The sequence below is a fragment of the Streptomyces sp. NPDC041068 genome (assembly GCF_040647455.1).
GTDB lineage: Bacteria > Actinomycetota > Actinomycetes > Streptomycetales > Streptomycetaceae > Streptomyces.
Window position 1 is genome coordinate 1 of the sequence record NZ_JBEZCG010000031.1, and the last position, 22,392, is coordinate 22,392.

The 22,392-nt window shown below is 70.3% G+C and carries 12 protein-coding genes and 1 pseudogene; 6 read left to right on the forward strand and 7 right to left on the reverse strand.

The genetic code is table 11. From position 1 onward, the window contains the following. Window positions 1-134: 134 nt before the first annotated feature. Both AB0B50_RS42410 and AB0B50_RS42415 read right to left on the reverse strand, forming a co-directional pair. Window positions 135-1,415, reverse strand: a complete 1,281-nt coding sequence (locus tag AB0B50_RS42410) for a DUF2092 domain-containing protein (RefSeq protein ID WP_362342705.1) — start codon at window positions 1,413-1,415, stop codon at window positions 135-137. Window positions 1,416-1,698: 283 nt separating this feature from the next. Continuing rightward, complete coding sequence (locus AB0B50_RS42415; protein ID WP_362342708.1) at window positions 1,699-2,709, reverse strand: polyprenyl synthetase family protein; 1,011 nt, start codon at window positions 2,707-2,709, stop codon at window positions 1,699-1,701. A 258-nt stretch (window positions 2,710-2,967) separates the two neighbouring features. Between AB0B50_RS42415 and AB0B50_RS42420 the strand changes: the two genes are divergently transcribed. Together AB0B50_RS42420 and AB0B50_RS42425 are read left to right on the forward strand one after the other, a co-directional pair. Then, complete coding sequence (locus AB0B50_RS42420; protein ID WP_362342711.1) at window positions 2,968-4,482, forward strand: peptide MFS transporter; 1,515 nt, start codon at window positions 2,968-2,970, stop codon at window positions 4,480-4,482. 46 nt (window positions 4,483-4,528) lie between these two features. Next, window positions 4,529-6,529, forward strand: coding sequence for a CocE/NonD family hydrolase (locus AB0B50_RS42425; protein WP_362342713.1), 2,001 nt, complete (start codon window positions 4,529-4,531; stop codon window positions 6,527-6,529). Between the two features lie 26 nt (window positions 6,530-6,555). Here AB0B50_RS42425 and AB0B50_RS42430 read toward each other — a convergent pair whose 3' ends face one another. Next, a complete protein-coding gene (locus AB0B50_RS42430) occupies window positions 6,556-7,365 on the reverse strand; it encodes an HAD family hydrolase (RefSeq protein ID WP_362342715.1) in 810 nt (269 codons plus the stop codon). A 286-nt stretch (window positions 7,366-7,651) separates the two neighbouring features. Here AB0B50_RS42430 and AB0B50_RS42435 point away from each other — a divergent pair, with 286 nt between their 5' ends. The 4 genes and pseudogenes from AB0B50_RS42435 to AB0B50_RS42450 all read left to right on the forward strand — a co-directional run bounded on the left by AB0B50_RS42435 (window position 7,652) and on the right by AB0B50_RS42450 (window position 15,002). Next, the gene (locus tag AB0B50_RS42435) at window positions 7,652-12,178 is read left to right on the forward strand and encodes an RHS repeat-associated core domain-containing protein (RefSeq protein WP_362342717.1); all 4,527 of its coding nucleotides are present in this window, start codon (window positions 7,652-7,654) and stop codon (window positions 12,176-12,178) included. Window positions 12,179-12,180: 2 nt separating this feature from the next. Further along, entirely contained in the window at window positions 12,181-12,627 is a 447-nt protein-coding gene (locus AB0B50_RS42440; protein ID WP_362342720.1) for a hypothetical protein, read from the forward strand. A 324-nt stretch (window positions 12,628-12,951) separates the two neighbouring features. Further along, on the forward strand, window positions 12,952-14,241 hold the full coding sequence (fahA, locus tag AB0B50_RS42445) for a fumarylacetoacetase (RefSeq protein ID WP_362342723.1): 1,290 nt from the start codon (window positions 12,952-12,954) through the stop codon (window positions 14,239-14,241). 314 nt (window positions 14,242-14,555) lie between these two features. Further along, window positions 14,556-15,002 (forward strand): annotated as a pseudogene (locus tag AB0B50_RS42450) (Uma2 family endonuclease). Window positions 15,003-15,059: 57 nt separating this feature from the next. Here AB0B50_RS42450 and recQ read toward each other — a convergent pair. The 4 genes from recQ to nuoL form a co-directional block, all read right to left on the reverse strand. Then, complete coding sequence (gene recQ, locus AB0B50_RS42455; protein WP_362342726.1) at window positions 15,060-17,006, reverse strand: DNA helicase RecQ; 1,947 nt, start codon at window positions 17,004-17,006, stop codon at window positions 15,060-15,062. A gap of 222 nt (window positions 17,007-17,228) precedes the next feature. After that, on the reverse strand, window positions 17,229-18,917 hold the full coding sequence (gene nuoN / locus AB0B50_RS42460; RefSeq protein ID WP_362342729.1) for an NADH-quinone oxidoreductase subunit NuoN: 1,689 nt from the start codon (window positions 18,915-18,917) through the stop codon (window positions 17,229-17,231). Continuing rightward, the gene (locus AB0B50_RS42465) at window positions 18,914-20,485 is read right to left on the reverse strand and encodes an NADH-quinone oxidoreductase subunit M (RefSeq protein ID WP_362342732.1); all 1,572 of its coding nucleotides are present in this window, start codon (window positions 20,483-20,485) and stop codon (window positions 18,914-18,916) included. Before AB0B50_RS42465 ends, nuoN begins: the two co-directional genes overlap by 4 nt. A gap of 5 nt (window positions 20,486-20,490) precedes the next feature. After that, a complete protein-coding gene (gene nuoL / locus AB0B50_RS42470; protein WP_362342735.1) occupies window positions 20,491-22,386 on the reverse strand; it encodes an NADH-quinone oxidoreductase subunit L in 1,896 nt (631 codons plus the stop codon). Window positions 22,387-22,392: the final 6 nt, after the last annotated feature.

A 22,392-nucleotide genomic window follows, 5' to 3' on the forward strand; every position in this document is an offset into this window, starting at 1 on the left:
CTCACTCCACCCGAGAACACACCTCCCGTGGCCAGCCGCGCGCACCGCCCCCCCCCCTCGCGGCCCGGGGGCGGGCGGCCGGCGGTGCGTACCGGGGGTGACGTCACCCTCGATCCGCCGCTCGGGCCACACGCCTAGTGCGCCGCGTTCGCCGCCTTCACGAGCGCGTCCTTCGTGACCGCGCCCACGTAGACCTTGCCGTCCTCGGTGACGAGGGCGTTGATCAGGCGGGTCGAGAAGACCGTGCCGGAGCCGAACTTGCCGCTGACCTGGTCGCCCAGCGAGTCGAGCAGCTTCTGCGCGTCCGGCGGCACGTCGCCCGAACCGGCCGTCGGCAGGCCCTGGCCGCCCGGCAGCTTCAGCTCGGCGATGGAGCTCCAGCCCTCGCCGATGACCTTCAGGTCGTTGAGGCCCTCTTCCTCGAACTCCTTGCCACCCTTGTCCTTGAACCCACGTTCGTCGGCGGCGTGCTCGTCGGCCTCGGTGACCTTCGCGCCCTTGGGCGGCGTGAAGTCGAAGGTGGACGCGGACGGCTTGCCGAAGTCGACCTTCGTGAAGCCCGCGTCGATCACGGCGGCGCCGCCGGAGGCCGGGGTCAGGGTGAACTTGAGCGGCGTACCGGTCTTGGCGTCGACCGCGACCGTGATCTGACCGACCGTCGAACCGGACTGCTTGGGCTTGACGACCAGGCGGTACGCGTCGCGGCCCGCGACCTGCGCGGTGCCGTCGACCTTCACGGACGTCGTGTCGTCGACGGCCTTCAGGGCCTGCTCTGCGAAGTCCTTGGGGGTGGCGGGGAGTTCCTTCGCCACGTCCTCGGGCGCGCCCTTGTCGGACCCATCGGACTTGTCGGCACCCTTGCCCGAGGCGTCCTCGGCGTCCGCGGCACCCTTCGCGTGATACGCCTCGTTCGACTTGCTGTCGTACGCCCACAGGTCGTCGCCGTTGTGGATCAGGCTGTACTCGGCGGCGTCGTCCAGGACGGACACCTTCTGCTTGTCGGGGCCGTCGGCCGCGACGCGCAGCGTGTGCGTGCCGGACGCCAGCTCCATCAGCTTGCTCTTGGGGTCGGCGGCCGAGCCCTCGCCGCCGCCGTCCTCGCCGTGGTCCGAGCCGCCGCCACCGGCGAAGCCGCCCGCCATGCCGCCCATCGACGGCAGGCCCAGATCGGTGCTGATCTTGACGTTGCCGGAGAGCTGCTGCGTGTCGGACGCGGCGATCTTCTCGATGAGCTCCTGGGCGGTGATCTTCGGCAGATCCGGGTCGCCCGACGTGGCGAGCGCCGGGACGAGCCCGATGGTCGCCGCCGCCACCCCCGCCACCGCGAGCGGGACCACGTAGCGCGCCGCCTTGCGGCGGCCGGCGCTCAGGTCCCCGGCCTCACTGGTGTCCTGTTCCGGTTCGTACGGTGCCATTGTGTGCCCTACCTCCGTGGTCGGCGGCGGCCTTTTCCCTGTACGTGCCTTCGTCCACCCCGCGCCGCCATTCTCACCCGAATTGGTCAGGAGTGGTTGTCCTTGTTGGACTCCATCCGACCAAATCGGCCAGGAAGAAGCGTCAGACCCCGGGCGCAACTCCACGTACTCCCGCGGGATGACACGAAGCGGCGGCGCCTCCCCCGACCCGTAGGGGGTGGCACCGCCGATCGACAGGGGTGCGCGCCGTGACGCAGGTCACGCGGCCGTGGGTCCGTGGACCTCAGCCCGCGCGGTGCACCACCAGGTCGCAGAGCTCCACCAGCGCGGCCTTCGCGTCGCACTCCGGCAGCGGCGCCAGCGCAGCCCGCGCCTCCTCCGCGTAGCGCACGGTGTCCCTGCGGGCGTGCTCCAGGGCGGGGTGCACGCGGAGCCGGGCGAGCGCCTCGGCGTGCCGGGCGTCGTCGGTGAGGTCGGAGGCGAGCAGCTCGCTCAGGGCGATGTCCTCGGCGAGGCCGAGCCGCGCCACGCGCTCGCGCAGACGGAGAACCGGCAGCGTGGGGATACCCTCGCGCAGGTCCGTGCCGGGCGTCTTGCCGGACTCGTGCGAGTCGGAGGCGATGTCAAGCACGTCGTCGGCGAGCTGGAAGGCGACGCCGAGCCGCTCGCCGTACTGCGTCAGGACGTCCACGACGGTCTCGTCGGCGCCGGACATCATCGCGCCGAACCGGCAGGCCACGGCGACCAGCGAGCCGGTCTTGCCGCCGAGCACGTCGAGGTAGTGGTCGACCGGATCGCGCCCCTCGGACGGCCCCGCGGTCTCCAGGATCTGGCCGGTGACCAGACGCTCGAAGGCCTCCGCCTGGATGCGGACGGCCTCGGGGCCGAGGTCGGCCAGGATGTACGAGGCGCGGGCGAAGAGGAAGTCCCCGGTCAGGACGGCGACGGAGTTGCCCCAGCGCTGGTTGGCGCTGTCGACGCCGCGGCGCACGTCCGCCTCGTCCATCACGTCGTCGTGGTACAGCGTCGCGAGGTGCGTGAGCTCGACGACCACGGCGGAGGGCACGACGCCCGGCGCGTAGGGATCGCCGAACTGGGAGGCCAGCATCACGAGCAGGGGGCGGAAACGCTTCCCCCCGGCACGGACCAGGTGCTGGGCCGCCTCGGTGATGAAGGGCACCTCGCTCTTGGTGGCCTCGAGCAGGCCCTCCTCGACAGCCGCCAACCCTGCCTGGACATCGGCTTCGAGAGCCTGGTCCCGCACGCTCAGCCCAAAAGGCCCGACGACGGTCACGAGAGGTTCTCCTGTCTGCTGACGATCACATGGCGAACTCGGTCGATCATTGGATCTCGGTCGATGACACGGTTTGTCGATGTGTCGCTGCCATCACTCAAGTCAGCGTATCCGGTCGACTTTCGATCACAGCGAGCACCTGCCCGCACAACGGCGGCCGGGCAGAGTGCAATCTCCCCCGGTATGTTCTTGATCAGCCCATAAGACTGACAAGACCGCCCCGCACCAGAAGAACCGTAACGACCGGGAGCAGCCGCTTTGTCCCGTACTACGGCCGAGTACGAGCCGCCCGCAGAGCCGCCGACGGATCCGCCGCCGGGCGACGACCACGCCTTCTTCGGGCAGCCACGCGGTCTGCTCACCCTCTCCGGCCTGGAGGTCTGGGAACGCTTCTCGTTTCTGGGCATGCAGGCCATCCTGGTCCTCTACTTCGCCGATTCCGTCGCGAACGACGGCATGGGGATGGCTCCCGGGACGGCGGCGTCGGTCTCGGCGGCGTACGGAACGCTGGTCTATCTGGTCTCCGTGGCGGGCGGCTGGCTCGCCGACCGCATCCTCGGGTCGTACCGCGCGGTGCTGTGGGGCGGCATCCTCATCGCCTTCGGCCACTACTCGATGGCGGTGCCGACGCCGACCATGACGTGGGTGGGCCTCGGCCTGATCAGCGCGGGCACCGGCCTGCTCAAGCCCAATGTCGCCTCGATGGTCGGCAAGCTCTACCGCACCGAGGACGAGCGCCGCGACGCCGGCTTCGCGCTCTACTACATGGCGATCAACGTGGGCGCCTTCGCGGGTCCGCTGATCACCGGCTGGCTCGGCGACCACAAGGGCTGGCACTGGGGCTTCTCGGCGGCCGCGATCGGCATGACGTTCGGTCTCATCCAGTACGTGGCGGGACGGCGTCACCTCGCCGGGCGCAAGGCGTCCGCCGAGTTCGCGCTGCCTCAGGACGCGATGCGGCGAGCGATCCTCATGATCGTCGCCGGGGTCGTCGTCGCCGCCGCGGTCGCGGGGCTGCTCGCCTCCGTCGGCTGGCTCACGATGGACCGCTTCGTGGACCTGCTCACCCTCATCTCGGTGATCGCGCCGGTCGTCTACTTCGCGGTGATGTTCCGCAGCCCGCGCGTGACGGCCGAGGAGCGCCTCCGCTTGCGCCCCTACGTGGTCCTCTTCCTCGCCTCGGTCGTCTTCAACTTCATCCTGTTCCAGGCGTACTCGACGATGATGCTGCTCGCGTCGACGAACGCGGAGACGTCGATCCTCGGATTCCACTTCCCCGCCGGCTGGTACGCCTCCGCGCTCGGCGCCTTCGAGGTCGCGCTCGCCCCGGTGGTCGCCGCCGTCTGGGCACGGATGGGCCCGCGCCAGCCGCACGCCTCCAACAAGATCGCGTTCGGTGTGATCCTGGGCGGTCTGTCGTTCCTGCTGATGGTCCTGCCCACCTCGGGGCACAGCGGAGACACGTACGAGATGGCCGCCTGGTGGATCGTCGGCTCCTATCTGCTGCTCGGGCTCGGCGACGTCCTCCTGGAGACCTCGGGCATGTCGGCGACGACCAAGCTCGCCCCGAAGGCCTTCGCCAGCCAGACGATGGCGCTGTGGTTCCTGTCCCTCGCGCTCGCCAACGGCATCCAGGCACAGGTGGTGAAGCTCTACGGAGAGGTCTCCAACCCGGCGTACTTCGGCGTGAACGGCGGCATCGCCGTGGTCGCGGGCATCGCCGTGATCGCACTCGCGCCGTGGCTGCGCCGCACCATGCACCCCGTCCACTGAGGGCACCCCGCCCACCGAGGACATCCCGTCCACTGAGGTTCCTCCCATGTCACACCCGAAGATCCGGACCGACTTCCCGTACGAGACCACGCACGAGGACATCCGCGTACCCCTCGCCGACGGGACGAAGCTGTACGCGCGCGTGTGGCGCCCGGTCACCGACGAGCCCGTCCCCGTGCTCCTCGAATACCTCCCCTATCGCCTGAGCGACTGGACGGCGCCGCGCGACTGGCAGCGCCACCCCTGGTACGCGGGCCACGGATACGCCTCCGTGCGCGTCGACGTCCGCGGGCACGGCAACAGCGAGGGGCTGCCCACCGACGAGTACTCGGCGCAGGAGCTGTCCGACGGCGTCGAGGTGGTGAACTGGCTGGCCGCACAGCCCTGGTCGAACGGCAGGGTCGGCATGTTCGGCATCTCCTGGGGCGGCTTCAACTCCCTCCAGATCGCGGCGCTCGCGCCCGAGCCGCTCAAGGCGATCGTCACGGTCTGCTCCGCGGACGACCGCTATGACAACGACGTGCACTACATGGGTGGTTCCGTCCTCGCGGTGGACATGCACGCGTGGGCGGCGACGATGCTGGCCTTCGTGTCGCGCCCGCCGGACCCGCGGTTCGTGGGCGACGCCTGGCGCGAGATGTGGCTGACCCGCCTCGAAGCCGTCGACCCGTTCATCCACACCTGGCTGGACCACCAGACCCGCGACGACTACTGGCGGCACGGCAGCGTCTGCGAGGACTACTCCGCGATCGGCGCCGCCGTCCTCGCGGTGGGCGGCTGGCACGACCCGTACCGCGACACGGTCCTGCGCCTGGTCGAACACCTCCCCGACGACCGCGTACGAGGGCTGATCGGCCCCTGGTCGCACCAGTACCCGGACCGCGGCCTGCCGCCAGGACCCGCGATCGGCTTCCTCCAGGAGACGCTGCGCTGGTGGGACCACCACCTCAAGGGTGTCGACACCGGGGTGATGGCCGAGCCGAAACTCCGCTCCTGGATCAGCGATTCGCATCCGCCCGCGACGGTGTACGAGGAGATGAAGGGCGGCTGGGTCGGCGACCCCGCCTGGCCGTCGCCGAACGTCACCCCCACCGCCTACGCCCTCCAGGGCACCCCTGTCATCGTCGACTCCCCCATGCACACGGGACTGGACGCCGGCCGCTTCTTCCCGTTCGGCAACGACGCCGACCTGCCGCCCGACCAGCGGGACGAGGACGCGAAGTCGGCATGCTTCGAGTTCGAGGTCCCTTCGGAGGTACGCATTCTGGGGCGGCCCAGGGTCACTCTGCGGCTGCGCATGGACGTGCCGTACGGCCAGGCCGTCGCCCGCCTCTGCGACATCGCGCCCGACGGCTCGTCCACCCTCGTCACCCGGGGTGTGCTCAACCTCTCGGCCCGCCACGGCAGGGACCGCGCGGACGCCTGGCCGCTCGGCGCCACCGAGGACGTGACCTTCGAGCTCAACGGCGTCGGTCACACCTTCCCGCCGGGCCACCGCATCCGCCTCGCGGTCTCCTCCGCGTACTGGCCGTGGATCTGGCCGCAGACCGACTCGGCGGGCTTCGCCCTGGAGCCGGTGGGCAGCTCGCTGGAACTTCCGGTGCGCGAGGGCGAATTGGACCCGTCGATCACCTTCGAGGCGCCCGAGCAGTCGGAGCCGCTCGGCGTGGTCTTCCCCGCGACCCTCGACGCACAGCGCCCCGAGCGTCTCGTCGTACGCGATGTCGCCAGGGGAGAGTGGCGCCTGGAGGTCGACCCGCGCTACGGCGGCACGCGCGTGTACCCCGACGGCCTGGAGTTCACCGAGGACGCCCTGGAGACGTACACGATCCACGAGGACGACCCGCTGAGCGCCCGCACCCGCTCGGACTGGACGATCCGCCTGCACCGGCCCGAACTCTCCTGGGACGTGACCGTCGAGACGCACTCGGAGATCACGTGCGACGCGGCGGACTTCATCACCTCGAACGAGGTGGTGTGCAAGGACGGGGGCGAGGTCGTCTTCCACCGGACGTGGGAGAGGCGGATTCGGCGGACTGCGGGCTGACGGGCCAACGGGCCGCTCCGGCCTGCCTAACCGGTCAGCAGACGTTCGACAACGACGGCGATGCCGTCTTGTTCGTTCGACAAAGTCAACTCATCGGCCACTGCCTTGAGTTCGTCGTGGGCGTTGGCCATGGCAACGCCGTGCGCCGCCCACATGAACATGGGGATGTCATTGGGCATGTCCCCGAAGGCGACCGTGTCGGCCGCCGTCAGCCCCAGCCGCTCGGCGGCCAGCGCGAGCCCGGTCGCCTTGGTCACCCCGCACGGCTGGAGCTCCACGGTGCCGGGCCCCGACATCGTCACGGTGGCGAGCGAGCCCACCGCGTCGCGCGCCACCGCCGCCAACTCGTCGTCCGCCAGCGTCGGATGGCGCAGCAGGACCTTGCTGATGGGCTCCTCCCACAGCACTCCGCGGCCGGGCACGCGCACCGCGGGCAGCGTGGGGTGCGGCATCTCGTAGCCCGGCTCGATGAGTGTGAGGCCGTCCACGCCGTCCTGGTCGACGGCCGCGTAGACCTGCCCGACCTCCGCCTCGATCTTGCCGAGCGCGGCCTCTGCGAGCTCGCGGTCGAGGGTCACCGACCACTCCATGCGGTCCGCCCCGGCGTCGTACAGCTGCGCTCCCTGCCCGCAGACGGCCAGGCCGTCGTAGCCGAGGTCGTCGAAGAGGGGGCGCACGCGCGGCGCGGGCCGACCCGTCACCACGAGGTGCCTCGCGCCCCCCTCACGGGCGGCGGCCAACGCCCGCCGGGACCGGTCGGAGACCGTGTCGTCGCCGCGCAGCAGCGTCCCGTCCAGGTCAGTGGCGATGAGTGCATATGCGAGGGGAGCGGCCATGATCCAGAGAATACGGATCCTGGGCCCCACCGGAAGCGGCTTGACAAGGTGCATGTGAGGCTGGTGGCGGCCGGGCCGACTGTGGTTCACCAGAAAGTGGACTCTGCCATTCCGCAACACCGCGTTCCGCGACACCGCATTCCGCAACGCCGGGTCCGGGCGACACACGTCTCACGACGTACTCGTTTGGTAACCACGGGAGACGCATTCCCCCTTGTCACCGCACAGCCAGTAGTTTTGGGCGCGAGTACGTCGCTGAGAGTGCGCACGAGACGGGGGAAGACACATGGGGGGCCATCGGCCGTCGGATTGGCATGTACTTGATCTGGAGAAGGATCCGACGCCGGGTGATCCGCAGCGGGTCCGCAAGCTCGCCAAGGACCTGCACGACTTCGCCGACGACGTCGGCAAGGTACTGCGGGACATCAAGGGGATGGCGGGCGAGGACGCGATCCTGCAGTGGGCCGGGCAGACCGCGGAGGCGTTCACGGAGAAGTTCGAGGACGCGCCCAGCAAGCTGAAGAAGCTCAAGAAGAGCTACGACATGGCCGGTGACGCCCTGGCCGCGTACTGGCCGGAGTTGGAGCGCGCCCAGACGCTGGCGGACAAGGCGCTGGTCAAGGGCCGCGAGGCCCAGGCCGATCTCAGCAGCGCCAAGTCCCGTCTCTCCTCGGCCGATTCGTGGGTGGACAAGGCCGGCAAGGAGGCCGACAAGTACAAGGACGACGGCAGCAAGGGCAAGGACGTGCCGCCGCCGGACCCGGACAAGGTCAAGGCGGCCACCCGCAACGCCGCCTCGGCCGAGAAGGCCCAGAAGTCCGCCCAGGGCGATGTCGACTCGGCGAAGAGCGCGCTGGACGCGGCGAAGAAGATGGCCGAGGACGCGCGCAAGATGCGCGAGGAAGCGGCCGGGACCGCGAAGCGGAAGATCGACGAGGCCTCCGACGCCGGTATCCAGAACCGCAAGTGGTGGGAGGAGATCGGCGACTGGGTCTCCGACAACTGGGACACCATCGTCGCCGTCTGCAAGGTCGTCGTCGCCGTCGTCGGCGTCATCGCCATGATCGTCGGCGGGCCCATCCTCGCCGCGATCGTCATCGTCGCGGGCGCGATCGTGCTGGCGGACACCCTGAGCAAATACGCCAAGGGCCAAGCCACCCTCATGGACGTGGCGTTCGCCGCCATGGACTGCGTCCCCGGCATGAAGGGCATCACCACCGCCGCCAAACTCGCCAAGGGCGTGAAGGGCCTGAAGGCGGGAGTGAAGGGCCTCGGCAAGAACGCCGACGACGCCCTCAAGAGCGGCGCCAAGGGCGCCGACAACCGCGCCGCCGACGCCGTGACGTCCCGGGGCTCCGACCCGATCGACATGGCCACCGGCTTCATGTTCCTGCCGCAGACCGACATCACGCTGCCGGGCACCCTGCCGCTGGCCTTCCACCGCCGCGTGTCCTCCGGCTACCGCACCGGCTGGTGGTTCGGGCCCACCTGGGCCTCCACCATCGACCAGCACCTGGAGGTCCACTCCGGAGGAGTCGTCCACGTCACCGAGGACGGCCTGCTGCTCGCCTACCCCCACCCCGTCGAGCCCGGCACACCCGTCCTCCCGGAGGCCGGCGCGCGCCAGCCCCTCACCCGGCTCGACAACGGCGGATACCGGATCGACGATCCGTACACCGGCCACACCCGCTTCTTCGCCGCGCCCGTCGACGGCGTCGCACTGATCCAGCGGATCACCGACCGCAACCACAACCGCATCGACTTCGACCACGACGAGGAGGGCACCCCGCTCGCCATCCGGCACTCGGGCGGCTACCACCTCAAGTTGACCGTCGACGAGGGCCACATCACCTCGCTCGTCCTCGCGGGCGGCTCGGCGGACGGCTCGGACCTCACCGTCAGGACGTACGAGTACACCGACGGCAACCTCACCACGGTCGTCAACAGCACCGGCCACCCGCTGGTGTTCACGTACGACGAGCGGCTGCGGGTCACCTCGTGGACCGACAGCAACGGCAGCCGTTACGACTACGCGTACGACGCACTCGACCGCTGTGTCGCCGAGGGCGGTGAAGCCGGGCACATCGCCATCACCCTCGACTACGACGGCCGCTCCGCCGACTGGCCGGGCGCCCGCGTCACCACCCTGACGACCGCCGAGGGCGCCGTCACCCGCTTCGTCGTCAACGACAACAGCCAGGTCGTCGCCGAGATCGACCCGCTCGGCGGCACTGTCCGCACCACCTGGGACGAGCACCACCGCCCCCTGTCCCGGACCGACGAGCTGGGGCGCACGACGCGGTACGAGCGCAACGGCCTCGGCCACCCCACTCTGGTGACCAGGCCCGACGGGAGCACCGTCCAGTACGCCTACGACGACGCCCTCGCCCTGCCGACGGCGGCGCGCCTCCCCGACGGGACCAGCTGGCACCGTGCGTACGACGCGCGCGGCAACTGCACGGCCGTCACGGACACGGACGGGGCGACCTACCGCTACGGCTACTCCGCGCAGGGGCACATCACCTCGATCACCGACCCGCTGGACCACACCACCACGGTCGAGTGCGACCCCGCGGGCCTGCCGCTGAGCTCGCGCGATCCGCTGGGCGGCACCACCCGGTGGGCCCGCACCGCGACCGGTCTGCCCCACCGGTTCACCGATCCGCTGGGCCGCACCACCCGCTTCACCTGGTCGACGGAGGGCCTGCTGACCAGCCGCGCCGCCGCGGACGGGGCCGCTGAGATTTGGGAGTACGACGGGGAGGGCAACTGCGTCAGTCACACCGACGCGACGGGCGCCGTCTCACGGTTCGAGTACACCCACTTCGACATGATGTCCGCCCGCACCGACCCCGACGGCGCGCGCTACACCTTCCGGCACGACCCCTCGCTGCGGCTCACCTCGGTCACGAATCCGCAGGGACTCACCTGGCAGTACACCTACGACGCCGCCGGGCGCCCGGTGTCCGAGACGGACTTCGACGGCCGCAGCGTCCACTACACCCACGACGCGGCGGGCCACCTCGTCGCGCGCACCAACGCCCTCGGCGGGCGTGTGGAGTACGCGCACGACAGCCTGGGACGGGTCGTCCGGTCCGACGCCGAGGGCGCGGTCACGGAGTACGCCTACGACCCGGCGGGCCGCCTCGTCCGCGCGACCACCGCGGACAGCACGCTCACGCTGCGCAGGGACGCGGCGGGCCGCCTCGTCTCCCAGAGCACCGACGGACGCGAACTCACCCACGTGTACGACGCGTTGGGCCGCGTCGTCAGCCGCACCACGCCGAGCGGCGCGACGACGACCTGGTCCTACGACGCCGCGGGCAACCGGAACGGGGCGAGCGCCTCGGGCCACGCGCTCCGCTTCGAGTACGACGCGGCGGGCCAGGAGGTCGCCCGGCACATCGGGGCCGAGCTCACCCTCACCCACTCCTTCGACGAACAGGGCCGCCTCACCGCGCAGTCCGTGACGGCGGGCGGCACGCGCCGCGTCCAGCACCGCGCCTACCGGTACGGCGGTGACGGCAGCCTCCTCGGCGTCGACGACCAGCTCTCCGGGAGCCGCAGCTTCGGCCTCGACGCGGCGAAGCGGGTCACTGCCGTGCACGCCGACGGATGGAGCGAGCGGTACGCCTACGACCAGGCGGGCAATCAGACCGAGGCCGCCTGGCCGAGCACCCACCCCGGCCAGGACGCGGTCGGCACGCGCGCCTACGAGGGGACCCGCCTCACGCACGCGGGCCGTGTCCGGTACGAGTACGACGCGTTGGGCCGCGTCGTCCTGCGGCAGCGGACCCGGCTCTCCCGCAAGCCGGAGACCTGGCGCTACGAGTGGGACGTGCAGGACAAGCTCCGCTCCGTGGTCACTCCGGACGGCACCCGGTGGACGTACCGGTACGACCCGCTGGGGCGGCGCTCGGCCAAGCAGCGGCTCGCCGACGACGGCCGTACCGTCGTCGAACAGGTCGACTTCACCTGGGAGGGAACGACGCTCTGCGAGCAGACGACCCGCGCGCGGGACCTGCCCCACGAGGTGACGCTGACCTGGGACCACGATGGTCTGCGGCCGCTGACGCAGTTGGAGCGCATCACCACGCCCGCGGGCGGCAAGGCCTCTTCCGAAGGCCTCGGAGCCACGGGAGCCGTCGGGCTCCTCGACGCCCCCTCGGCCCTCCAGCAGGAGATCGACTCCCGCTTCTTCGCGATCGTCACCGACCTCATCGGCACGCCCACCGAACTCGTCGACGAGCGGGGCGACATCGCCTGGCGGACCCGCAGCACCCTATGGGGCACCACCGCCTGGGAATCGGGCAGCACGGCGTACACACCGCTGCGCTTTCCCGGTCAGTACTTCGACCCCGAGACGGGCCTCCACCACAACTACTTCCGCCACTACGAACCGGAGACCGGCCGCTACGCCACCCCGGACCCCCTCGGCCTCGCCCCCGCGCCCAACCCGGTCTCCTACGTGGCCAATCCCCACACCTGGAGCGACCCGCTCGGCCTCTCGCCCTACCCGTACGGCCAGGGCTTCCCGGACCGGAAGCTGCCCCGCGACAAGCACGGCAACCCCGCGCCCGACCCCGCCGCCGAGGGCTATCCCCACACACAGCTCGGCATCAAGCCGGGCCGGCGCGACCGGTACGCGCAGGCCCGTGAGTTCGACGCGGACGGCCAGCCGGTGCGCGACATCGACTTCACGGACCACGGGCGGCCGCAGAACCACGACAATCCCCACCAGCACCGATATCTTCCGAACCCCACAGGCGGAACCCGGCAGAGGGGCCCCGCCGAACCGCTCGAATGGCCGTGACCATGCCCGACACCTCAGACGCCGGAGACGACATGAACGCCGCGGACGACAGGAACACCGCGGTCACCCTGCGGATCCCGATGCACGCCCCCGGGGGGCGCTTCGTCACTCTCTCCGACGTGCTGGCCCACGTACCCGAGGGGCGCGGGGCGGCCTGGACCTGGCGCGTCCTCGAGTTCACCGGCGTCGGGGAGATGCCGGGCGGCCTCTCCGTCGAGGAGTTCGAGGAGGCCGCCCTGGAGTCCCCTGCCGGGCTCCCCTTCGACTGGCCCGCCCTGCGGGACTTCGCGGGGCGGGTCGAGCAGGTGCAGGACCTGATCCTCATCGCCGTCGAAGAGGGCACGGAGCCCGACCCGGCGGCCCTGGAGGCCATGGACCTCTCCGGCAGCCCCTTCGTGATCGAGGCGGTCGACAGCACGGAGTGGCAGGTGACCGACCGGACGCGGTAGGCGGCGTCGGGGCCGTACGCCGCGGACAGGTGCCCGGCCAGGCGTGGCTTCGGCGTGCCGCGGCTCGTCGCGAGGCGGGCCGCAGGCCGTGGTCGGCGTGGAGCCCCTCCACGCGGCCGCTGCTCATCCTGGCCACGGGTACCCCCACGTAGGCACCGACCGAACCCGGACCCACCCCACCCGTGTCTTCCAAAGAACGCCAAGCCGGAATTGAGCTGCCCATCAAGGCCTATTCGGGCATTACGAACTCTTTGGGCACTGCCGCAACAGGGGGCTCCACACGTAACGTGTGGCACACCCCTATGGAAAGCGAGGCAGGTACGCATGTCCGAGCAGACCCCGCTCGACCCGGCCGCCGGCGACTCCGCCGCCCTCCCCGAGGGTGACCCCTTCGGCCTGCCCGAGGGCGACCCCTTCGGACCCCACAACCTCCCGTACGGCGTGTTCTCCCTGGCCGGAGAGGACGACGAACGGCGCAGGGTCGGGGTGCGGCTCGGCTCGTACGTCCTGGACGCGGGCGCCGCGGCCGCCGCGCTCGGCTCCCCCTACGTCTCGCTCCTCGCGCGGCCCACGCTGAACCCGCTGCTCGCCGCGGGCCGCACCGCCTGGTCGGACGTGCGGCGCGCCCTGACGGCCTGGGTCACGGTCCCGTCCCACCGCGACACCGTGCGCCCCCTGTTGCACCCCCTCTCCGAAGTGACCCTGCACCTCCCGTTCGAGGTCGCGGATTACGTCGACTTCTACGCGTCCGAGCATCACGCGACGCACCTGGGCCAGATCTTCCGCCCGGACTCGCCGACGCCGCTGACGCCCAACTGGAAGCACCTGCCCATCGGTTACCACGGCCGCTCCGGCACCGTCGTGGTCTCCGGGACCGACGTCGTGCGACCGACGGGCCAGCGCAAGGCGCCCGCCGACTCGGCCCCGGTCTTCGGCCCTTCGGTCCGGCTCGACATCGAGGCGGAGGTCGGCTTCGTGGTCGGCGCGCCCTCCACGCACGGAACTCCCGTGCCCCTGGCGGACTTCCGTGAGCACGTCTTCGGGCTCACTCTCCTCAACGACTGGTCCGCGCGCGACATCCAGGCCTGGGAGTACGTCCCACTGGGTCCGTTCCTCGGCAAGTCCTTCGCCACGTCGGTGTCCGCGTGGATCACGCCGCTGGAGGCGCTGGACGCGGCACGGACCGCTCCCCCGGAGCGCACGCACCAACTCCTGCCCTACCTGGACGACTCGGCGGAGTCGGTGGCGGACGAGCCGGGCGGCTACGACCTGCGCATCACGGTCACGCTCAACGGCCAGGTCATCTCCGAGCCGCCGTTCGCCAGTGTCTACTGGACGGCCGCGCAGCAGCTGGCGCACATGACGGTCAACGGCGCCTCGCTGCGCACCGGCGACCTGTACGGCTCGGGCACGGTCAGCGGCCCGGAGGCCGGCCAGTACGGCTCCCTGATCGAGATCACCTGGAACGGCCGCGACCCCCTCGAACTCCCGGACGGCAAGCGGACGTTCCTGGAGGACGGCGACGAGGTCACGCTCTCGGCGTGGGCACCGGGTCCGGGCGGGACGAAGGTGGGGCTCGGCGAGGTGACGGGACGGATCGTGGCGGCACGCTGAGCCGAGGCGCTTGCATCAAGCGCCTGGCACAACGCTCCGGCCGAGATGAACGTGTACTCAGCGCTTGGTACAAGCAGGCGCTGAGTACAGGTCCGGGCCCGGCTCCCCGCCCTGATCACCTCGGGCCGCCTCCTCGGGGACGAACGACGTGAGGGTGGTGGGGGCGGTGAGGAAGGCCCTCGACAGCTCGTGACCTGGTCGGACAGCCCCCTGCCGGGTCAAGTCCGCGAGGCTCGCTCACACGTGCGGGGCACCTTTCCGGGTCCCCCCGACACGCTGGACACCCCGGTGAGACTCCACCCATGGGAGCACTGCTGAGCGTCGAACCCGAGGCTTTTGGGCCCACGTGGCCGGTTCCGCCCAAGGGTGGCTGGACGGCCGACGACCTGGACCGGCTTCCGAATCTGCCTCCGCAGGCCTCGAAGTCCTACGCGGATTCACCATCGACATAGGCCGACAGAACAGGCCCGAGCCCGACGTCGTCGTACCCACCGAGTCGTACCCACCGAGTCGTACCCACCGAGGAGATCCTGGACCCCGGACAGACACGCGTCCCCGCGGAAACCGTGGTGCTGGCCATCGAGGTCGTCTCCCCCGACTCCGAGGCCCGGGACCGCGAGGCCAAGCCCCTCAAGTACGCCAAGGCGGGCATCCGTCACTACTGGCGCGTGGAGAACGACAAGGGCCGCCCTGTGGTCTACGTCTTCGAACTCGACCTCACCGCCATCACCGCTCGGCGGTCGGCACCCAAGGCCCCGTAGCCAGTCCGCTCAGGTCGGCTCCGGTGCCCTCCGGAGCCGACCTGAAGTCAGTCAGACCTACCAGTCCGGCTCCTCGTCCCCCCAGTCCGGCTCCACCTCATCGCTCAGCGGCAGCTCGGCCCCGGCAGACGCATCGCCCCCGGCCACCGGCGCCCCGCCCAGGAACTCCGCGACCACCCCGACCACACCCTCGCCGTACGTCGCCCGCTTCTTCTCGCCGACTCCGCTGACGCCCGCCAGATCGCCCACGGACGTGGGACGCAGCGTGGCGAACTCCCGCAGCGTGGCGTCGTGGAAGATCACGTACGCGGGGACGCCCTGCTCCTTGGCCTGGGCGGCGCGCCAGGCGCGCAGGGCCTCGAAGAGCGGCACCGCCTCCTGCGGCAGCTCGGCGGCGGCCGCCGCGGACTTGGCCTTGCGCTCGCTCTTGGTGGCCCGCGCCGCGGCGGCCCGCTTCGGCTCCTTGCGCAACCGCACCTCGCGCTCGCGGCCCAGGACGGAACCGCTCGTCTCGGTGAGCACCAGCGTGCCGTACTCCCCCTCGACCGCGATCAGGCCCTGTGCCAGCAACTGCCGGACCACGCCCCGCCATTCGGCCTCCGCCAGCTCCTCGCCGATGCCGAAGACGGAGAGCTGGTCGTGGTCGAACTGGATGACCTTGGCGGTCTTCTTGCCCAGGAGGATGTCGATGATCTGGCCCGTGCCGAACTTCTGGCCGCGCTCACGCTGAAGACGCACGACCGTGGAGAGCACCTTCTGCGCCGCGACCGTGCCGTCCCAGGTCTCGGGCGGGGTGAGGCAGGTGTCGCAGTTCCCGCAGGACTGCGCGGCCGCCTCCTGGCCGAAATAGGTGAGCAGCTGGGCCCTGCGGCACTGGGCGGTCTCGCACAGCGCCAGCATCGAGTCCAGATGCGAGGCGGCCCGGCGGCGGAACGCCTCGTCCCCCTCGCCGCCCTGGATCAGCTTCCGCTGCTGGACGACGTCCTGGAGGCCGTACGCCATCCAGGCCGTGGAGGGCAGGCCGTCACGGCCCGCGCGGCCCGTCTCCTGGTAGTACCCCTCGACCGACTTGGGCAGGTCGAGGTGGGCGACGAAGCGGACGTCCGGCTTGTCGATGCCCATGCCGAAGGCGATCGTGGCGCAGACGACGAGGCCCTCCTCCCGGAGGAAGCGGGACTGGTGGGCGGCGCGCGTGCCGCCGTCCAGGCCCGCGTGGTACGGGACGGCCTCGATGCCGTTCTTGCACAGGAACTCGGCGGTCTTCTCGACCGAGTTGCGCGAGAGGCAGTAGACGATGCCGGCGTCGCCCGCGTGCTCCTCCTTCAGGAAGGACAGGAGCTGCTTCTTCGGCTCGGCCTTGGGCACGATGCGGTACTGGATGTTGGGCCGGTCGAAGCTCGCCACGAAGTGCTTGGCGTCCGGCATGCCGAGCCGCTGCGTGATCTCCTGGTGCGTGGCGTGCGTGGCCGTGGCCGTGAGCGCGATGCGGGGCACGTCGGGCCAGCGCTGCCCGAGCACCGAGAGCGCCAGGTAGTCGGGGCGGAAGTCGTGGCCCCACTGCGCGACGCAGTGCGCCTCGTCGATGGCGAAGACCGAGATCCTGCCCCGCGACAGGAGATCCAGGGTGGCGTCGAGGCGCAGCCGCTCCGGGGCGAGATACAGCACGTCGAGCTCGCCCGCGAGGAACTCCGCCTCCATCACGCGGCGCTCGTCGAAGTCCTGCGTGGAGTTGATGAACCCGGCCCGCACGCCGAGCGCCCGCAGCGCGTCCACCTGGTCCTGCATGAGCGCGATGAGCGGGGAGATCACGATGCCCGTGCCCGGTCTGACCAGGGCCGGGATTTGGTAGCAGAGGGACTTGCCGCCGCCGGTCGGCATGAGGACCACGGCGTCCCCGCCGCTCACCACATGCTCAATGATCGCTTCCTGCTCGCCGCGGAAGGCGTCGTACCCGAAGACGCGATGGAGCGTACGCAGCGCGTCGCTCTCCGTCACCTCACCCATGCCACCGATCCCATTCATCGCCCTGCCCCCGTACGTCGCGCTTCGACCACTGCCTCCACGATAGGGCCCCGCTCCGACACCCCGAGAAGTTATCCACAGGCTGGGGGCCGAGCCCGGACATCCCGTGTACCGTCCCCGAACACGCTGCCGCCCGGCACCCCGTCTCACGAGGGGGGCCGGGCGGCAGAGCGCGTACGAAGGAATCCGGCTGAAGGAATCCGGCTACCGGACGAAGACTCCCGCCTGGTTCGCCAGATCCAGGAAGTACTGCGGGGCCACACCGAGCACCAGCGTCACCGCGACGCCCACCCCGATCGCCGTCATCGTCAGCGGCGAGGGCACGGCAACCGTGGGGCCGTCCGCCTTCGGCTCGCTGAAGAACATCAGGACGATCACGCGGATGTAGAAGAACGCGGCGATCGCCGACGACAGGACACCGACCACGACAAGGGCGCCCGCGCCGCCCTCCGCCGCCGCCTTGAACACCGCGAACTTACCCGTGAACCCGGACGTCAGCGGAATGCCGGCGAAGGCGAGGAGGAAGACCGCGAAGACCGCGGCGACCAACGGGGACCTGCGCCCGAGCCCCGCCCACTTGGACAGGTGCGTGGCCTCGCCGCCCGCGTCCCGCACCAGCGTGACGACGGCGAAGGCGCCGATGGTCACGAAGGAGTAGGCGGCCAGATAGAAGAGGACGGAGGAGACGCCGTCCGGGGTGGTCGCGATGACACCGGCGAGGATGAAGCCGGCGTGCGCGATGGACGAGTACGCGAGGAGCCGCTTGATGTCGGTCTGGGTGATCGCGACGATCGCGCCGCCCAGCATCGTGATGATCGCGATGCCCCACATGACGGGCCGCCAGTCCCAGCGCAGGCCCGGCAGGACCACGTAGAGCAGACGGAGGAGCGCGCCGAACGCGGCCACCTTCGTCGCCGCCGCCATGAAGCCGGTGACCGGCGTCGGGGCGCCCTGGTACACGTCCGGGGTCCACATGTGGAACGGCACCGCGCCCACCTTGAAGAGCAGCCCCGTCACGACCATCGCGGCGCCGATCAGGAGCAGCGCGTCGTTGCCCATGGTGTCGGCGAGCGCCGGGTCGATGGTCTTGACGTTGCCCTCGACGACGTTCGCGATCGTCGCGTACGACACGGAGCCCGCGTAGCCGTAGAGGAGCGCGATGCCGAAGAGCGTGAACGCCGAGGCGAAGGCGCCGAGCAGGAAGTACTTCACGGCGGCTTCCTGCGACATCAGACGCTTGCGGCGGGCGAGCGCGCAGAGCAGGTACAGCGGCAGGGAGAAGACTTCCAGCGCGATGAAGAGCGTCAGGAGGTCGTTGGCCGCCGGGAAGACGAGCATGCCGCCGATGGCGAAGAGCGCCAGCGGGAACACCTCGGTGGTGGCGAACCCGGCCTTGGTGGCGGCCTGTTCGCCCTCGCTGCCCGGAACGGCGCCGGCCTGCGGCACGAACGAGTCGACGCTTCCCCAAGCTCTCAACTTCGTTCGAGCAGGGGATACCCCACCGCCGTGCGCCGCCGGGTCCAGGCGCCGCTCGGCGAAGGTGAAGATCGCGACGAGCCCGGCCAGCAGGATCGTGCCCTGCAGGAAGAGCGCGGGTCCGTCGACCGCGATCGCACCCATCGCCGCGATCTGGGCCTTCGTGGTGCCGAAGCCGCGGGCGGCGAGCCCGACGACGGCGGCGAAGGCAGCGGCGAGTGCCACCACGGAGACGAACAACTGCACGTAGTAACGGGACTTGCGCGGGACGAAGGCTTCGATGAGCACTCCGATGACGGCCGCGCCGATGACGATCAACGTCGGCGACAGCTGCCCATACTCGATCTTGGGCGCGTCGATCTTGTCGATCGGATCGGCCGCCATTGTCCACAGGCTGTGGACGGCTGATGCGCTCACTTGGCCGCCTCCACCTCGGGCTCGGGGTCCTTCTTCTGTACGTCGGACATGGTGTGCTTGACCGCCGGGTTCACCAGGTCGGTGAGCGGCTTCGGGTAGACCCCGAGGCCGATCAGGAGCGCGATCAGCGGGGCGACGACGACCAGTTCACGCACCCGCAGATCGGGCATGGCCGAGACCTCCGCCTTCACGGGGCCCGTCATCGTCCGCTGATAGAGGACGAGGGTGTACAGCGCGGCGAGCACGATGCCGAGGGTCGCGATGATCCCGACCACCGGATAGCGCGCGAACGCGCCGACCAGGACCAGGAATTCACTCACGAAGGGCGCGAGCCCCGGCAGCGAGAGCGTCGCGAGACCACCGATCAGGAAGGTGCCCGCGAGGACCGGGGCGACCTTCTGCACGCCTCCGTAGTCCGCGATGAGGCGCGAGCCGCGGCGCGAGATCAGGAAGCCTGCGACCAGCATCAGCGCGGCGGTCGAGATGCCGTGGTTGACCATGTAGAGCGTCGCGCCGGACTGGCCCTGCGAGGTCATCGCGAAGATGCCGAGGATGATGAAGCCGAAGTGCGAGATCGACGCGTACGCCACCAGGCGCTTGATGTCGCGCTGGCCGACGGCGAGGAGCGCGCCGTAGATGATGCTGATCAGGGCGAGTACGAGGACGACGGGCGTCGCCCACTCGCTCGCCTCGGGGAAGAGCCCGAGGCAGAACCGCAGCATCGCGAACGTGCCGACCTTGTCGACGACGGCCGTGATCAGTACGGCGACGGGGGCCGTGGACTCCCCCATCGCGTTCGGCAGCCAGGTGTGCAGCGGCCACAGCGGCGCCTTCACCGCGAAGGCGAAGAAGAAGCCGAGGAACAGCAGCCGTTCGGTGTTGGTCGCCATGTCGAGCGAGCCGTCCGCGCGCGCGGCGGAGATCTCCTGGAGCGAGAAGTTCCCCGCGACCACGTAGAGCCCGATCACCGCGGCCAGCATGATGAGGCCGCCGACGAGGTTGTAGAGGAGGAACTTCACGGCCGCGTACGAGCGTTGGGCCGAGGCGTTCTCGTCGCTGCCCGCGTGGGCGCGGTCTCCGAAGCCGCCGATGAGGAAGTACATCGGGATGAGCATGGCTTCGAAGAAGATGTAGAACAGGAAGACGTCGGTGGCCTCGAAGGAGATGATCACCATCGCCTCGACGGCCAGGATCAGGGCGAAGAAGCCCTGGGTCGGCCGCCAGCGGGACGACTTCGTCTCCAGGGGGTCTGCGTCGTGCCAGCCCGCCAGGATGATGAAGGGGATCAGGAGGGCGGTGAGCGCGATGAGCGCGACGGCGATGCCGTCGACGCCCAGTTCGTACCGGACCCCGAAGTCCTTGATCCAGGCGTGCGACTCGGTCAGTTGATAGCGGTCCCCGTCCGGGTCGAACCGCACGAGCACGGTCACGGCCAGGGCCAGCGTGGCGAGCGAGACGAGCAGCGCGAGCCACTTGGCGGCGGTCCGCCGGGCGGCCGGGACGGCTGCCGTGGCGATCGCGCCGACCGCGGGCAGGGCCGCCGTCGCTGTCAGCAGAGGAAAGGACATCGGTATCAGACCGCCCTCATCAGCAGGGTCGCGGCGATGAGTACCGCAGCGCCGCCGAACATCGAGACCGCGTAGGAGCGGGCGTAGCCGTTCTGCAGTTTGCGCAGCCGGCCGGAGAGGCCGCCGACCGAGGCCGCCGTGCCGTTGACGACTCCGTCGACCAAGGTGTGGTCGACGTAGACCAGGGACCGCGTGAGGTGCTCGCCGCCGCGCACCAGGACGACGTGGTTGAAGTCGTCCTGGAGCAGGTCGCGGCGGGCGGCGCGGGTGAGCACCGAGCCGCGCGGGGCGGTGACCGGAACGGGCCGGCGCCCGTACTGGACGTAGGCCAGGGCGACGCCGATGACGAGGACCACCATGGTGGCGCCCGTGACCGTGGTGGCGCTGAGCGGCGAGTCGCCGTGGTCGTGGTGGGTGACCGGCTCCAGCCAGTGCATGAAGCGATCGCCGATGCTGAAGAAGCCACCCGCGAAGACCGAACCGAAGGCGAGCACGATCATCGGGATCGTCATGGACTTCGGGGACTCGTGCGGGTGCGGCTCGTTGCCCTCCGCGTCCGGCTGCCAGCGCTTCTCTCCGAAGAAAGTCATGATCATCACGCGCGTCATGTAGTACGCGGTGATGGCCGCGCCCAGGAGCGCCACCGAGCCGAGGATCCAGCCCTCCGTGCCGCCCTTGGCGAAGGCGGCCTCGATGATCTTGTCCTTGGAGAAGAAGCCGGACAGGCCCGGGAAACCGATGATGGCGAGGTAGCCGAGCCCGAAGGTGACGAAGGTGACCGGCATGTACTTCCTGAGGCCGCCGTACTTCCTCATGTCGACTTCGTCGTTCATGCCGTGCATGACCGAACCGGCGCCGAGGAAGAGCCCGGCCTTGAAGAAGCCGTGCGTCACCAGGTGCATGATCGCGAAGACGTAGCCGATGGGGCCGAGGCCCGCGGCCAGGATCATGTAGCCGATCTGGGACATCGTCGAGCCCGCGAGGGCCTTCTTGATGTCGTCCTTCGCGCAACCGACGATCGCACCGAACAGGAGCGTGACCGCTCCGACGACCGTGACGACGAGCTGGGCGTCGGGCGCGGCGTTGAAGATCTCGCCGGAGCGGACGATGAGGTAGACACCGGCGGTCACCATCGTGGCGGCGTGGATCAGGGCCGAGACCGGGGTCGGGCCCTCCATCGCGTCGCCGAGCCAGGACTGCAGCGGGACCTGGGCGGACTTGCCGCACGCGGCGAGCAGCAGCATCAGGCCGATGGCGGTGAGCTTGCCCTCCGACGTCTCACCCGTGGCCTCCAGGACGGGCCCGAAGGCGAACGTCCCGAAGGTGGTGAACATCAGCATGATGGCGATCGACAGACCCATGTCGCCGACCCGGTTGACCAGGAAGGCCTTCTTCGCGGCGGTGGCCGCGCTGGGCTTGTGCTGCCAGAAGCCGATCAGGAGGTACGAGGCGAGACCGACGCCCTCCCAGCCGACGTACAGGAGGAGGTAGTTGTCGGCGAGCACCAGAAGGAGCATCGCCGCGAGGAACAGGTTCAGGTAGCCGAAGAAGCGGCGGCGCCGCTCGTCGTGCTCCATGTACCCGATGGAGTAGATGTGGATCAGGGTGCCCACACCGGAGATCAGCAGGACGAACGTCATCGACAGCTGGTCGAGCTGGAAGGCGACGTCCGCCTGGAAGCCCTCGACGGGGATCCAGCTGAACAGGTGCTGCGACAGGGTGCGTTCCTCGGCGCCCTTGCCGAGCATGTCCGAGAAGAGCACCACGGCGACGACGAAGGAGGCGGCCGCGAGCAGCGTGCCGAGCCAGTGGCCCGCGCGGTCCAACGCCCGCCCGCCGCACAGCAGTACGGCCGCTCCGAGCAGAGGCGCCGCGACGAGCAGCGCGATCAAGTTCTCCACTTTTCA